This window comes from Acinetobacter sp. WZC-1, from assembly GCF_052544965.1.
The window spans coordinates 65,875-80,059 of sequence record NZ_CP199370.1; the positions used below are offsets into that span (position 1 = coordinate 65,875).

The 14,185-nt window shown below is 46.1% G+C and carries 13 protein-coding genes; 6 read left to right on the forward strand and 7 right to left on the reverse strand.

Annotated elements, in window-relative coordinates; all coding sequences use genetic code 11:
• Positions 1-24: 24 nt before the first annotated feature.
• Together ACT6PV_RS00285 and ubiG are read right to left on the reverse strand one after the other, a co-directional pair.
• The gene (locus tag ACT6PV_RS00285; protein ID WP_445114544.1) at positions 25-714 is read right to left on the reverse strand and encodes an HAD family hydrolase; all 690 of its coding nucleotides are present in this window, start codon (positions 712-714) and stop codon (positions 25-27) included.
• On the reverse strand, positions 711-1,427 hold the full coding sequence (gene ubiG, locus ACT6PV_RS00290) for a bifunctional 2-polyprenyl-6-hydroxyphenol methylase/3-demethylubiquinol 3-O-methyltransferase UbiG (RefSeq protein WP_445114545.1): 717 nt from the start codon (positions 1,425-1,427) through the stop codon (positions 711-713). Before ubiG ends, ACT6PV_RS00285 begins: the two co-directional genes overlap by 4 nt.
• A gap of 184 nt (positions 1,428-1,611) precedes the next feature.
• Here ubiG and ACT6PV_RS00295 point away from each other — a divergent pair, with 184 nt between their 5' ends.
• On the forward strand, positions 1,612-2,229 hold the full coding sequence (locus ACT6PV_RS00295; RefSeq protein ID WP_445114546.1) for a thiol:disulfide interchange protein DsbA/DsbL: 618 nt from the start codon (positions 1,612-1,614) through the stop codon (positions 2,227-2,229).
• 70 nt (positions 2,230-2,299) lie between these two features.
• On the opposite strand, the gene ACT6PV_RS00300 is transcribed toward ACT6PV_RS00295, so the two are convergent.
• The gene (locus ACT6PV_RS00300) at positions 2,300-2,959 is read right to left on the reverse strand and encodes a TetR family transcriptional regulator (RefSeq protein ID WP_445114547.1); all 660 of its coding nucleotides are present in this window, start codon (positions 2,957-2,959) and stop codon (positions 2,300-2,302) included.
• A 228-nt stretch (positions 2,960-3,187) separates the two neighbouring features.
• Between ACT6PV_RS00300 and rph the strand changes: the two genes are divergently transcribed.
• The 3 genes from rph (at position 3,188) to ACT6PV_RS00315 (ending at position 6,752) form a co-directional block, all read left to right on the forward strand.
• Entirely contained in the window at positions 3,188-3,904 is a 717-nt protein-coding gene (gene rph / locus ACT6PV_RS00305; protein ID WP_445114548.1) for a ribonuclease PH, read from the forward strand.
• A 310-nt stretch (positions 3,905-4,214) separates the two neighbouring features.
• Positions 4,215-6,401: a phosphocholine-specific phospholipase C gene (locus ACT6PV_RS00310; protein ID WP_445114549.1), complete on the forward strand. Its 2,187-nt coding sequence runs from the start codon at positions 4,215-4,217 to the stop codon at positions 6,399-6,401.
• 189 nt (positions 6,402-6,590) lie between these two features.
• The gene (locus tag ACT6PV_RS00315; protein WP_445114550.1) at positions 6,591-6,752 is read left to right on the forward strand and encodes an ABZJ_00068 family colistin stress protein; all 162 of its coding nucleotides are present in this window, start codon (positions 6,591-6,593) and stop codon (positions 6,750-6,752) included.
• A gap of 28 nt (positions 6,753-6,780) precedes the next feature.
• Here ACT6PV_RS00315 and nadC read toward each other — a convergent pair whose 3' ends face one another.
• Positions 6,781-7,629 (reverse strand): carboxylating nicotinate-nucleotide diphosphorylase, encoded by an 849-nt coding sequence (gene nadC / locus ACT6PV_RS00320; RefSeq protein WP_445114551.1) that lies wholly within the window; start codon positions 7,627-7,629, stop codon positions 6,781-6,783.
• Positions 7,630-7,784: 155 nt separating this feature from the next.
• Here nadC and ampD point away from each other — a divergent pair, with 155 nt between their 5' ends.
• Entirely contained in the window at positions 7,785-8,366 is a 582-nt protein-coding gene (gene ampD, locus ACT6PV_RS00325; RefSeq protein ID WP_445114552.1) for a 1,6-anhydro-N-acetylmuramyl-L-alanine amidase AmpD, read from the forward strand.
• 65 nt (positions 8,367-8,431) lie between these two features.
• Positions 8,432-9,973: a murein biosynthesis integral membrane protein MurJ gene (murJ, locus tag ACT6PV_RS00330; RefSeq protein ID WP_445114553.1), complete on the forward strand. Its 1,542-nt coding sequence runs from the start codon at positions 8,432-8,434 to the stop codon at positions 9,971-9,973.
• 388 nt (positions 9,974-10,361) lie between these two features.
• Here the strand turns inward: murJ and ACT6PV_RS00335 are convergent, their stop codons facing one another.
• The 3 genes from ACT6PV_RS00335 to ACT6PV_RS00345 form a co-directional block, all read right to left on the reverse strand.
• Positions 10,362-11,051: an FKBP-type peptidyl-prolyl cis-trans isomerase gene (locus ACT6PV_RS00335; protein ID WP_445114554.1), complete on the reverse strand. Its 690-nt coding sequence runs from the start codon at positions 11,049-11,051 to the stop codon at positions 10,362-10,364.
• A 44-nt stretch (positions 11,052-11,095) separates the two neighbouring features.
• On the reverse strand, positions 11,096-11,797 hold the full coding sequence (locus ACT6PV_RS00340; protein WP_445114555.1) for an FKBP-type peptidyl-prolyl cis-trans isomerase: 702 nt from the start codon (positions 11,795-11,797) through the stop codon (positions 11,096-11,098).
• A gap of 182 nt (positions 11,798-11,979) precedes the next feature.
• Positions 11,980-14,181, reverse strand: coding sequence for a polysaccharide biosynthesis tyrosine autokinase (locus tag ACT6PV_RS00345; RefSeq protein WP_445114556.1), 2,202 nt, complete (start codon positions 14,179-14,181; stop codon positions 11,980-11,982).
• Between the last annotated feature and the right edge of the window lie 4 nt (positions 14,182-14,185).

Here is a 14,185-nt window from a genome sequence, read left to right on the forward strand (position 1 = left end):
ATGCATGGATCACCTGGACTGAAGCTATGCAGTGGCTGGCTGTGCAAAACCGGTCAATTGCTGAATGACCTGATATAGTTCTGCTACATTATTGACTATACAGTCTGCCTGCCAGGCATCTAAGTCATCTTTGTGCTGCAATGGTAAATAACCGTAAGCAGCAAGAATGGTATACATATCCGCGTTGCGGCCAGCGTCGATATCACGGGGATGATCGCCTGCGTAAATGATCTGTTCTGCCGGAATGTTTAACTGACGGGCCGCCAGGTGCATGGGTTCGGGATCCGGTTTGGTCCGGCTGACGTCTTCCGGGCAGACCAGTACGGCACAGCGTTCTGTCAGATTCAGTGCACTGAGCAGCGACCTGCTTAATTCACGGGGTTTATTGGTGACAATGCCCCAGGGAATGTCATGTGCTTCCAGTGCTTCCAGCAACGGATTCATGCCTTCAAACAGATCTGTATCCACCGCAATATCAGCACCATATAAGTCCAGGAAATGCTGGCGATGTGTCAGGAATACCGGGTCATCGATATTCAGTTCAGGGTACACCAGACTGACCATGGCGCGGGCACCTTCTGAAACCTGACTGCGAATCAGATCAGCGGCCACAACTTCCCGGCCTTCAGCCCGGCACATGTCCTGAATGATGCGAATGAAGTCTGCTGCGGTGTCAATCAGCGTACCATCCAGATCAAATAATACCGCTTTCATGAAGCATCCCCATTGATGGTGTAAACCATATAGTTCACATCAACATTGGGCGCCAGCCAATAGTGTTTTGTCAGCGGATTATAATGCAGACCGGTCATGTCCTTCAGGGTCAGTCCGGCATTGCGGATGTCATGCGCAAGTTCCGAGGGCTTAATGAATTTATGGTAGTCATGAGTGCCTCTTTTCAGCAGGGACAGTACATATTCTGCGCCAATAATGGCAAATAAATAGGCTTTCGGATTACGGTTGATGGTGGAAAAGAAGACATGGCCTCCCGGTCTGGCTAGTTTCTGGCAGGCCTGGATAATGGATGCAGGATCCGGGACGTGTTCAAGCATTTCCATGCAGGTGACGACATCGTATTGTCCTGCCTGTTCTTCAGCCAGTTGTTCAACCGGAATCTGACGATATTCAATATTACGGACATTTTCCTGTTCTGCATGCAGACGGCCGACATTCAGCGGGGCTGCGCCCATATCAATGCCCAATACCTCTGCACCACGGCGTGCCATACTTTCCGAGAGAATACCACCGCCACAGCCGACATCGAGGATTTTTTTGCCGCTTAAACCGCCGGCATGCTGGTCTACCCAGTTTAACCGTAGTGGATTAATCTGATGCAATGGGCGGAACTCAGAATGCTGATCCCACCATAGTGCTGCAAGTGCTTCAAATTTAGCAATTTCCTGTGGGTCGACGTTGGGTTGCGACATAACAGCCACCTCTGAGTAATATGTTTCTAATCAAAATATAAGGTCAAGTTATGCTAGTGTAGCGTTAATTCTGAAAAAAGCGATGAGTCGTGTAAAAAAGTTCACAGAATCAAAACCATTTTCTCATATTTGTTTTATAGTGAGTGCCTATGCTATATGAAATAACGCAGAGGATGTAAACCTGATGAAAAAATTGATTTTAGGTGGCATGACAGCAATGATCATGGCCTTTTCCGCAAACACGATGGCGGCAGATTTTGTTGCGGGTAAAGATTATACCCTTGTACAGAATCCTGGTAAGGTTGAAGTTCCCGGTAAAATTGAGGTGCGTGAGTTTTTCTGGTATGGCTGCCCTCATTGCTTTAAGCTTGAACCGTATATGCAGACCTGGTTAAAGAAAATTCCCAGTGATGTGCGCTTTGTCCGGACACCGGCAGCAATGAATAAACTGTGGGAACAGAATGCCCGGGGTTATTATGTTTCTGAAGCATTGGGTGTGCGGAAAAAAACACATATTCCACTATTCCATGCCGTACAGGAAGGGAATCAGCAGATTTTTGATCAGGCGTCCCAGGCAAAATTCTTTGCCGGATATGGTGTGCCTGAAGCGAAGTTCAACAGTTTGTATAATTCCTTTGCAATTACTGCAAAAGTGGCTGAATCCAATAAACTGGCACAGCAATATCAGCTGACTGGTGTACCCGCTGTTGTGGTCAATGGCAAGTACGTGGTTCAGGGCGAAGACGGTAAAGTGACTCAGGTGGTGGATTATCTGATTAATAAGGAACGTCAGGGTAAATAAGCCTGCATTGACGGAATATTAAACCCGCTTTTTAAACAGCGGGTTTTTTAGCTCAGTGATAATGTCCGTTTCAGGTGTCGGGTTTTCCCTGGTTGATCATTCCCCGGAGAATCAGCTGAAGCTGGGCAGTGGCTTGTTGTTTCAACAGCATTTTTTCCAGCTCCGGTTCTGATTCCATTTCAGTCGCTGTGGTTTTTTGTAGCAGGTTGATCCAGGACATGGCCCAGCTGAAAGCCTGGTTGATCAGCAGACTGGACAGCGCTTTCAGGTCATCGGCGTTATGAAACTGCTGGACATTGGTCAGTCGGATCAGATCATTGGCCAGTTCCTGATTCAGAAAATCAATTTCCCTGGCAATTGCGACGCTGACTGATGCTGTGCCGCCCCAGCGTTCGGCAATGATAAAAATCCATGGCCGGGGATGCTGGTCAACTGCGGTAAAAAACAATTCCAGACCGAGTTCGGTGGTGGTTTCCGGGTGCTGCAGCCAAGCTTGTTCCAGCTGATGCAGAATGGTTTTCAGATGCAGGGCCACCTGATCAACCAGTTCCTGACCCAGTGCATCCATATTCTGAAAATGACGATAAAAAGCAGCCGGGACCAGCCCGGCAGTCCGGGTGACTTCCCGCAGGCTGATGCCCGCAAAGGAAGGGCCTGAGGTGCTTAAATGCAGGGCTGCATCCAGTAAAGCCTGTCGGCTGTGCTGTTTTTGTTCCTGACGGATTGACATGGCTGTACCTGGATTAAGCGACACTGTGAAGAGTCTACCAAAAACGGTTGAAAACTAAATGGGTTATATCCGCATGTCAGAATAAATGACGGTATCTGATTCAGTGTTATGTCTGGCCTTAAAGCAGCATTGAATTTAAAAAAACCGCCGGTCTGTAACAAAACCATCCTCTTTGCATCTGTTATACTCGTGTCTAATTTATTTCAGCTAAAAAGTTAAGGACGAGTTATGCGTATTGACCAGCGTACATTAGACCAGTTACGTGAGGTAAAAATTACCCGGAATTATACCCGCTATGCGGAAGGTTCCGTATTGGTTGAATTTGGTCATACGAAAGTCCTGTGTACTGCCAGTATTGACAATTCCGTGCCCCGGTTTCTGAAAGGCCAGGGGCAGGGCTGGGTCACGGCGGAATATGGCATGCTGCCGCGTTCGACACATACCCGCAGTGACCGTGAAGCGGCCCGTGGTAAACAAAGTGGCCGGACACAGGAAATTCAGCGTTTGATTGGCCGTAGTCTGCGTGCCATGGTGGATCTGAAAAAACTCGGTGAAAATACGATCACCATTGACTGTGATGTGATTCAGGCCGATGGCGGTACCCGGACCGCAGCAATTACCGGGGCTGCGGTTGCGCTGATTGACGCCATGAATGTATTGCTTGAGAAAAAGAAAATTAAGCAGGATCCATTAAAGGGTCTGGTGGCTGCTGTATCTGTGGGGATGTATCAGGATGAAGTATTACTGGATTTGTGTTATGAAGAAGACTCCAACTGTCAGACCGATCTGAATGTGGTGATGACACAGGCTGGAGAGTTTATTGAAATTCAGGGAACGGCCGAAGATAAGCCATTTACCCGGGAACAGTGCAATGCCATGCTTGAACTTGCTGAAAAAGGTATTCAGGAACTGGTGAAAAAACAGCAGCATGCGCTGGGCTGGTAACTGAACAGGCTTGCTGTTACTGAGGTTTTAAAGCGCATCTGATGATGCGCTTTTTAATTAGAAGAACAAGATCATGAAATTGCCATTAAAACATCACTGAACTGTCATTTTGTTTGTATTGACTATCTGCATCTTTCATTCTACGGATAGTGTAATGCGAAATTTTTTTCTGATCTTTGCTGTCAGTGCCAGCCTGTTACTCAGTGCCTGCAATGATGATAACGATGGCAGTAATACCACCACTCCTCCTGCATCGAACTGCACAGTTCATTGTGCCCCATAAGAATTAAATTAAAAAAAAGGATATGACATGAACCGCCGTGAGTTTTTATTGAATTCAAGTAAAACCCTGTTTGGTACAGCTGCATTGGCCAGTTTTCCCCTGAGTATCCAGAAAGCGCTGGCGATTGACGCTAAAGTGGACACAGGAACTATTAAGGACGTCAAACATATCGTCATTCTGACCCAGGAAAACCGTTCATTTAACAGCTATTTTGGAACCCTGAAAGGCGTACGTGGTTTTGGTGACCGTTTTACCATTCCGCTCAGTAATGGTCGTCGCGTGTGGGAACAGTACGATGGTGATAAAAATAAGATTCTGCCTTACCACCTGGACAGCAGCACAGGGAATGCCCAGCGGGTGAATGGCACACCGCATTCATGGTCAGATTGCCAGGATGCCTGGGATAATGGCCGTATGGACAGCTGGGTTAAGTTTAAAAGGCCTCAGTCGGTTGGTTATTATAAAGAACAGGAAGTTCAGTTCCAGTTTGCCCTGGCCAATGCTTTTACCATCTGTGATGCCTACCACTGTGCCATGCATGCAGGTACCAACCCCAACCGTCATTTTATCTGGACCGGTACCAATGGGCCGACAGCGGCAAATGTTGCCCAGGTTGTCAATGAGTTTGACTATATCGGGCCTTCGTCAGAAGGCTATGAGTGGACGACCTATCCGGAACGTTTAGAGCAGGCGGGTGTCAGCTGGAAGGTTTATCAGAATATGCCGGATAACTTTGGCGATAACCCATTGGCCGGTTTTAAGCAGTACCGTCTTGCCAATGAGCGTTCGGGGCAGCCGGTAAACAAAGACGATCAGGTCAGTCCTGTCTATGACGAAAAAATTAATGAAACTCAGCCGTTGTATAAAGGAATTGGCAATACCATGCCGGGCGATGGCGGTCTGCTGGGTAAATTCCGGGAAGAAATTGAACAGGGCAAACTGCCTGAAGTCAGCTGGATTGTAGCGCCTGCAACCTACAGTGAGCATCCTGGACCATCCAGTCCGGTTCAGGGCGGCTGGTATATTCAGGAAGTACTGGATGCACTGACAGCGAATCCTGATGTCTGGAGCCAGACCGTACTGTTGATCAATTTTGATGAAAACGATGGTTTTTTTGATCATGTGCCTTCGCCGAGTGCCCCGTCCCGTGACAAGGAAGGAAACTTCCATGGCAAAACCACGTTGTCTGATGACGAAATGTCCTCTGAATATTTTGATCACAAAGCGCCGCCTACGACCAGATCACAGCCTGGACCTGATGGACGTGTCTATGGTCCGGGAATCCGGGTGCCGATGTATGTGATTTCACCGTGGAGCCGTGGTGGCTGGGTCAACTCACAGGTTTTTGATCATACTTCCGTGATTCGTTTTCTGGAACAGCGATTTGATATCAGGGAACCGAATATCAGTGCATACCGCCGTGCAATCAGTGGTGATTTGACCTCAGCTTTTAATTTTAAAACACCGAATCTGCAGCCACTGCCTGAAATGAGTGGTAAAAAAACCAGAGATGAAGCGGATAAAATCCGTAAGGACCAGGAAGCAGAGGCACAGGTTGCCCGACCATCCAGTCAGCAATTTCCTGAACAGGCTATGGGTGTCCGTCCTTCACGTGCTTTGCCCTATATTCTGCATACCAGTGCAAAAGTTGATGCTGTTGCTAAAAAGGTTCAGTTGCTGTTTTCAAATACTGGTACGCAGGCGGCAGTTTTTCATGTTTATAACAAGCTGGATCTGGACAGCATTCCAAAAAGATATATGGTTGAAGCCGGGAAGCAGCTGGATGATTTATGGGATACGGCAGAAGGTAAATATGATTTATGGGTGCTGGGACCAAACGGATTCCACCGCAGCTTTACTGGTGATCTGAGCAAAGCCGCACAGCTTGAATCATTGCCGGAAGTGCGGATCTGTGTTGAAGATTGTGACCCTAAAATTTATCTTAAGGTCCGTAATGATGCTGCTAAGACGGTCAAACTGGTGGTCCGGGCCAATGCTTATCTGTTGAATGAACAATGGGAATCTAAGCAATGGGAGATTGAAACAGTCAGTACGGAAGCTGAGCTGGAGTGGGATATGTCCGAGTTTGGCGGCTGGTACGACTTTACTGTGACCATGCAGGATGATGCGGGCTTTTCACGACGTTTTGCCGGTCGGGTGGAAACGGGTAAGGATACATTCTCTGACCCCTGGATGGGCCTGACGTCGTCTTAAAGTCATTGCACTGACCTGAATTGTTGAAAAAAGCAGGAGGACAGCCTCCTGCTTTTTTGCTTTACAGCCGAGCGACATCAGATACCGAATATCATCAAAGCCGGTGTCTGAACTGTACAGAGACTTCAGATAATATCGATTGCTGCTGTGTAGTATGAATCCATTCGCAGTTTTGATGGAATAACGACAATGAATGTACTACTGATTGTTCTTTTTACCGTGATTACCTTTGTGCTGATGACAAATGATCCCCGCAGTCAGCACGTGAATACACAGCAGTCCGCCTGGGGAAAAACGCTTGTGAGCTCAGATCACGGGAAAAACAGTGATTCATCTGATCAGCTTTTGTAATCTGTATAAAAACGGTACTGCACAGATGTTATGGCGTATTAAAACGCATGGATAAATCAATGGCTTTGACATCCTTGGTTAAAACCCCCATTGAAATATAATCCACGCCTGTGGTAGCAACATCACGTAAATTATTCAGGGTAATATTACCGGATGCTTCAAGTTTGCAGCGACCGGCGACATGTCTGACAGCATCAGTCATCTGCTGTTGGCTGAAATTATCCAGCATCACAATATCTGCATGGGCTTCAATCGCCTGATCCAGTTCGTCCCAGTTTTCCACTTCCACTTCCACGGGTTTGCCGGGTGCAATTTTACGGGCCCTGGCGATCGCCTCAGCAATGCCGCCTGCTGCCATAATATGATTTTCTTTGATCAGGAAGGCATCAAACAGTCCCAGCCTATGGTTTTGCCCGCCGCCCACAGTGACAGCATATTTTTGTGCAATACGCAGGCCTGGCAAGGTCTTGCGGGTATCCAGCAGTCTGGTGTGCAATCCATCCAGCTGTCTGACATATTCAGCAGTGCGGGTGGCCACAGCAGACAGGGTCTGGATAAAATTCAGGGCAGCACGTTCAACCGTCAGCAGACTGCGGGCAGTGCCACTCAGCTTTAAGAAGACCTGGTTGGCCTGAACAGAATCGCCGTCATTACAGAGCCAGTTGATTTCAACGGATGGATCATACGCCTGAATCAATGCATTAACCCAGGGCTGGCCTGCAAGCACCATATCTTCCCGACTGATCACGGTTGCAGTGGCCTGTTCATGCTCAGGTGTCAGTAAGGCCGTGATATCAGCGTCGCCGACATCTTCCTGTAAAGCCTGTTGAATGTTGATCTGAATGGACTGTTCAAGCAAGGACTCAGGTATGCTCATTGGATATCCCTATGGTGTCACCCTTAAAATTGAGCGTTATATTAGCATTGCCGGTGAATGTTGTGAGAAGTTTTTATTTACAGGCAGATCAGAGTACACTGTGGCTCACATTGCCGTATCCGCCTTTGAAAAGATAAGAACAGCAGGAAACATTTATGCAGCAAGTACCGGTATTTCAGGTTGTGAATGGTCAGCTGACCGGGGCAAGACAGATTGTATCGCCCAATTATAACCAGCGCCCTGCAAATGCGGATATTCAATTGATTGTGATTCATAATATCAGCCTGCCACCGTCACAGTTTGGCGGAGGTTATATTGAGCAGTTTTTTCAGAATCAGCTGGACTGGTCCGTGCATCCATATTTTCAGAGCATTGAAGGCATGAAGGTGTCCACCCATTTATTGATCCTGAGAACGGGTGAAGTCCTGCAGTTTGTCAATTTCAGTGATCGTGCCTGGCATGCCGGCCGTTCCTGTTATCTGGCCAGGAAGGAATGCAATGATTATTCCATTGGTATAGAGCTTGAGGGCAGTGATGATACTGATTTTGAAGAGATTCAGTATCAGGTACTGGCGGATGTGGTGGTCACGCTGCAACAGGCTTATCCACACATTCAGCAGCACGTGGCCGGGCATTCTGATATTGCCGTTGGGCGCAAAACCGACCCGGGTCCACATTTTAAATGGAGCAGGTTCAGGGATTTGCTGGTCCGACAGAAAGCAGCACGGCATTTATGATTTAACAACGATTTTTTTTTTGAGTTTCATTACAATAACAACTTTATTTTAATTGGGCAAACACGATGGCATTGTGGCGATCCACCTTTATTGTCAGTGCGATGACCATGCTGTCACGGATACTGGGATTGGTCCGTGATATGGTTTTACTGAATGTCTTTGGTGCCGGAAAGGATTTCGATACTTTTGTGGTTGCCTTTCGGATCCCCAATTTTTTCAGGCGATTGTTTGCTGAAGGTGCATTCTCGCAGGCCTTTATTCCAGTACTGACCGAATATAAAACCACCCGTTTACATGCCGAAGTGCAGATTCTGATCAGTCGTGTATTTGGCTGCCTGCTGATGGTGATGTCGCTGCTTACCCTATTTGCCATGATCGCAGCACCGGTGATTTTATATATCTATGCCCCGGGGTTTCATCATGATCCTGCCAAGTTTGCATTGGCTGCCGATATGTTTCGCCTGACCATTCCCTATCTGTTGTTCATGTCCCTGACAGCCTTCGCTAGCAGTATTCTCAACAGCTATGGTTCTTTTTCCACACCGGCCTTTGCCCCGGTGTTGCTGAATATCACCATGATTGCAGCAGCGTGGTGGCTTGCGCCGCATATGGCACAGCCGATCATGGCACTGGGTTGGGCAGTTGTTGCAGCCGGCATTCTGCAATTGGCAATTCAGATTCCAGAATTGTGGCAGAAAAAATTATTGATTCCACCGAAAATTGATTTTAAACATGAAGGTGTGGATCGTATTTTAAAATTGATGTTACCGGCCCTGTTCGGTGTATCGGTCACTCAGATTAATCTGTTGCTGAATACCATATGGGCCTCATTCATGCAGGATGGTTCCGTGTCCTGGCTGTACAGTGCGGAGCGTATGACTGAATTACCACTGGGTTTAATTGGTGTGGCGATTGGTACAGTCATTTTACCCTCGCTTTCGGTACGACAGGCAGAGCAGGATCAGGCAAAATTCAGGGCTATGCTTGACTGGGCCGCCCGGGTGATTGTACTGGTCGGTGTACCGGCAAGTATTGCATTATTTATGTTATCGACGCCTATTATTCAGGCACTTTTTCAGCATGGTGCATTTGATTTAAACGATACCCGAATGACGGCACTGGCCTTGCAATGCATGAGTGCAGGAGTACTGGCCTTTATGTTGATTAAAGTTTTTGCACCCGGGTTTTATGCCATTCAGGATACCAGAACGCCGGTACGGGTTGGATTAATGGCGGTTGCAGCCAATGCGATTTTAAATGTGGTGATCATCGGCTTCTTTAAACTGATTGACTGGCATGCTGAGCATATGGCCCTGGCGATTGCATCATCCGGTTCTGCGCTGGTCAATGCCGGGATGCTGTATTACTATTTGCATAAGCGCAATATTTTCCGTTTTGGTGCACACTGGAAAAAACTGTTTATGCAGTTTGCGGTTGCAAATACAGTGATGATTGCGGCGCTGTACTATGGCCTGAGCTGGTATGATGGTTCAGCTTCACAGTGGATTCGTGTTGCCGAAGTGGGTGCATTGTGCATTGCTGGCGTGATTGCCTATGTGGCGGGTTTATTGCTGATCGGTTTCCGACCACATCAGCTCAGACACTGATCAGATATTGCGCGGGAACACCAAATAAAAAACATTGCACTTGTGCGATGTTTTTTATATTGATATGTATAGTCAAACTACCTAATTATTCACACGTGACTTAATTTAAGTTATTGATTATAAGTGAAATTTATATTTTTGTATGAGCTTTTAGAAACTATGGGTTATCAATTGGTTTTTTGTACTTTTGAATCATGGATGGTTGTCCTACCGTGGGGCGACATGGATATCGCCTACGCAAACTGATTCAAACTTTCAAAGCAAAAAGTGGCAATGAAAGCTTTTTTTATAATCAAACAACTCATTTTCTCATGCAATTGATTTAATTAAAAATATGAATCAAGAGAAATTATATCCATGTGTATGAGTTATAGATTATGTATTGGCTTTAAGGGAGAACCTGCAATAGCTCCACATCAAAGATCAGGGTACTGTTGGGCTCAATGGCATCGCCTGAACCAATTTCACCATAAGCCAGGCTGGCCGGAATAAAGAAACGGTATTTTGCACCTTCCTGCATCAGCTGCAGGCCTTCAGTCCAGCCGGGAATAACCTGACTGACCTGGAATTCAACCGGCTGATTCCGGGCAATGGAACTGTCAAATACAGTCCCATTCAACAGACGCCCCTCATAACTGACTTTTACTTTTGAACTGGCTTTGGGGCTCTTACCGTTGCCTGCCTGTAAAATTTGGTATTGTAGGCCTGATTTTGTAGTGGTGACGCTTGGTTTTTTTGCATTTTCACTAAGAAAAGTTTTACCCTGCTGTGCATTTTCAGTCGCTGTTTTCTGAAAATCTGCCAGGAGTTTTTCATCGCTCTGTTGTTTATATTGTGTAAGTGCTTTAGCCATCTCCTGATCTGTCAACGCAGATTTCTGGCCGGTTGATCCTTCCTTAATACCCTGTATAAAGGTATCCAGGTTGATATCCTGAAGTGTTTCGGCGTTGCCGCGACCCATGATATAGCCATAACTGTAACCAAGTTGGTCCTGTATGGGGCTTTTATTGCTGACTGATACGGCAAAGCCTGCTGAGGATAAAATCAGCAGTGGTGCGCAAAGGAAGACTTTTTTCATGATTCTATATCCAGAAAAGGAGAGCATTTGCTCTCCTTCGGGTTTTATTTCACTTTAATCAGTTCAACATCAAAAATCAAAGCACTGTTGGGTGGAATGGTTCCAGGGACACCCTGTTCACCATAGGCCAGTTTTGCAGGAATATACAGCGTGGCTTTCCCGCCTTCCTTCATCAGCTGCAGACCTTCGGTCCAGCCCGGAATGACCTGATTCAGTGGAAATTCAATTGGCTGACCACGGTCATAGGAATTGTCAAATACTTTGCCATCCAGTAACTGACCTTTATAGTGAACCGTCACAGTTGAGTCAGCTGAAGGTTGTTTGCCGGTTCCCTGCTTCAGGATTTTATATTGCAGTCCGGATGCCGTGGTAACAACACCGGCTTTTTTGGCATTACTGGTCAGGAAGGCATTATTGGCAGATTCTGTTTCCTTGCCCTGGGTGAGCTGTTTTTGCTGCATTTCTTTCTGGAATTCCGTATAAGCTGCCTGCAGTTCTTCATCGGTATATGCCCGGGTTTTATGCGCATGGCCATCACGTACACCGGTAATGAAAGTGTTGACATCGACTTCAGGTGGGGTCTGGCTTGCCACTTCGTAACCCAGTGCATAGCTGATTTTTTCAACCGGTTTCGCATCTTTGGACATTTTGCTGACATCAGCAGGGTGCTGACTTGCATAATAAACAGGAACAAGTGCAGCACCGCCTAAAATAACTGCGACAGCGATGGGTAAGGCTTTACTCATAGGTTTTCCCAATTTTTAATATTTCAACAAGGGCTGATTCTATCATCATAGCTGAATCAGTGAAGTATGTAACGTCTGTATACTCTGTATAAGAAACGCTATTATTTTTTCGCGGAAACTGCGAAAGATATACAGCTATTTCTGTAAAAGCCAGCAACAGGGACTGGCTTGCGGTAGAAAAGTTATTCACTACCATCCTTACGGGAATTATAGGCATATGCATAGTTATAACCATAACTGCCACTCGAAGAGCGCTGAATATCATTCAGAATAATACCATTGGCTTTACTGCCGGCCTGTTCAAAACGATTAACCGTCAGTTCCAGTTCCCTGATCTGAGTTTTGCCATAACGGACAACGATCAAATTGACACCCGCATACTGGGAAATAATAATGCCATCGGTGACGGCCAGGATTGGCGGGGTATCCATAATAATATGATCATACTGCTGCGATAATGTGTCCAGCAACTCACTGAACTGCTGCGACGCCAGGATTTCAGAGGGATGACCGGGGTTTTTACCGCGTGCTATAAAATCAAGGTTGGCAATATCGGTCTTATGGATACTTTGTTGCAGACTGACCTGACCTTTCAGTAACTCAGCCAGACCCGGCGCAGTATCACGGTTAAAATATTTATGTAAATAGCCACGGCGTAAATCCGCATCAATCAGCAGCACCCGTTTATTACTCTGCGCAAAGATGGTGGCCAGGTTCGCTGAGATAAAGGATTTACCGACTTCAGGTGCCGGGCCTGAAATGGAAATGATATTGTTTTTCGCATTGGCCAGCGCAAAGTGAATGGTGGTCCGGATGCTGCGTAAACTTTCCACAGCGACATCTTCACTGTTCCTGATCGCAAGCATGGGAATGGATTTCTTTTTCTTCAGCATATGCATCCGGCTTTCCTGAATAGGAGAGCGTGGAACGGTGGCATATACCGGTAAATCCAGTTCATTTTCAATCTGACTGGAGTCCTTGATGCCGGTTCTGAGCATGTTACGGGTCAGGACAATCAATACCCCAATGAAACCACCGACAAAAATCGATAAAATCAGAATAATCAGTTTTCTCGGCTTAATTGGTTTGACCGGTTCAACCGCAGTGTCAATAATCCGGACATTCCCGATTTCACCGGCTTTGGCAATTTTTAATTGCTGATAACTGTTGAGCAGCGCGGTATATAGGCTGGTATTGACCTGGACATCCCGATACAGCTGTAAATACAGTCGCTGTGTTTCAGGCAGGCGTTTAATGGACTGGGTCAATTCACTGGATTTTTTATCCAGTGCCGCCAGTTGACTATTAATTTCAGTCATCAGCGGGTGATCGGCAGTATATTTTGCAGAATATTCTGCCTGCTTCTGCTTGAGTTCAATTTTCATTTTTTCAAGTTCAACACTCTGTTTGAGCATTAACTCAGATTCCAGCGTCACATTGACAGTATTGTGCTGTTCACGGAACTGGTTGAACTTAATCTCTGAATCTTCAAGTTGCTTTTTAAGCTCTGGTAATTGCTTGTCGAGAAAGCTTAAGGTTTGTTTGGACTCCAGTGATTTACGTTCAATATTCTGTGCATGATAAACACTTAAAATATGGTTGAGCACCTGGGTAATATGCTGTTTGTCATTGCCAGTATAACCAATACCAATCACACCGGTATTTTTACCTTTTTCAGCAACATTATAGTTCCCAATGACCTGTTTCATCGCAGAAGGCAAGGCTAGCTTAGTCAGGCTAAAGCTTTGTTCAAAGGGGTGGTTACTGTCGATCCTGACTTTCCAGAATCCAGTCGGGCTTGAGTGCTGACCGGTTAAATTGAGATTGCCTTGAAAGACGACCTCATCATTTTCATCGCGTAGCGTGAATTGGTTGTTGTCAATAAAATTAAGCGTCAGGGGTTTATCCAGATAATAGGCTGGAATTTCAAATTGTTTAATTGCAAAGAAAGACTGATTTTTTTCAAACGAGACAGAGTCTGTACGATAGCTGAGTTTACTCTTATCTTTGGAGAACATGCGGTGCAAGGCGGTATTCTGATCATCCTGAATACGGATATTCAGATTCAAATCCTGAATTGCCTGTCCCAATACCATACGGGATCTGAGAATCTCTATTTCTGCATCGGCCGGTGATTTCTGACCGGTCACTTTGGACAGTTCGCTTAAATCGCCAAGTAGTGCAGCTGAGGCAGCGCTTTTACCGTCTTCAACCTGCACCATGGCATCGGTGGAATAGACCGGCTGAGTGATCCGCAAATAAAGCAGTGCAGCAATCAGACTTAAAATGATACACAGCGCAATGATTTTCCATTGAGCAATCAGGGAAAAAAATAACTCTTTTAAGTCAATAGTATCATCAATGGTTTTTGAATTCTGGTTCATAGAT

What these genes read in the sequence shown, in the direction of transcription:
- murJ (WP_445114553.1), top strand. Translation starts at nt 8,432, where the DNA reads ATGGCATTGTGGCGATCCACCTTTATTGTCAGTGCGATGACCATGCTG.
- ACT6PV_RS00295 (WP_445114546.1), top strand. Translation starts at nt 1,612, where the DNA reads ATGAAAAAATTGATTTTAGGTGGCATGACAGCAATGATCATGGCCTTT.
- rph (WP_445114548.1), top strand. Translation starts at nt 3,188, where the DNA reads ATGCGTATTGACCAGCGTACATTAGACCAGTTACGTGAGGTAAAAATT.
- ampD (WP_445114552.1), top strand. Translation starts at nt 7,785, where the DNA reads ATGCAGCAAGTACCGGTATTTCAGGTTGTGAATGGTCAGCTGACCGGG.
- ACT6PV_RS00335 (WP_445114554.1), bottom strand. Translation starts at nt 11,051, where the DNA reads ATGAAAAAAGTCTTCCTTTGCGCACCACTGCTGATTTTATCCTCAGCA.
- ACT6PV_RS00310 (WP_445114549.1), top strand. Translation starts at nt 4,215, where the DNA reads ATGAACCGCCGTGAGTTTTTATTGAATTCAAGTAAAACCCTGTTTGGT.
- ubiG (WP_445114545.1), bottom strand. Translation starts at nt 1,427, where the DNA reads ATGTCGCAACCCAACGTCGACCCACAGGAAATTGCTAAATTTGAAGCA.
- ACT6PV_RS00345 (WP_445114556.1), bottom strand. Translation starts at nt 14,181, where the DNA reads ATGAACCAGAATTCAAAAACCATTGATGATACTATTGACTTAAAAGAG.
- ACT6PV_RS00315 (WP_445114550.1), top strand. Translation starts at nt 6,591, where the DNA reads ATGAATGTACTACTGATTGTTCTTTTTACCGTGATTACCTTTGTGCTG.
- ACT6PV_RS00300 (WP_445114547.1), bottom strand. Translation starts at nt 2,959, where the DNA reads ATGTCAATCCGTCAGGAACAAAAACAGCACAGCCGACAGGCTTTACTG.
- ACT6PV_RS00285 (WP_445114544.1), bottom strand. Translation starts at nt 714, where the DNA reads ATGAAAGCGGTATTATTTGATCTGGATGGTACGCTGATTGACACCGCA.
- ACT6PV_RS00340 (WP_445114555.1), bottom strand. Translation starts at nt 11,797, where the DNA reads ATGAGTAAAGCCTTACCCATCGCTGTCGCAGTTATTTTAGGCGGTGCT.
- nadC (WP_445114551.1), bottom strand. Translation starts at nt 7,629, where the DNA reads ATGAGCATACCTGAGTCCTTGCTTGAACAGTCCATTCAGATCAACATT.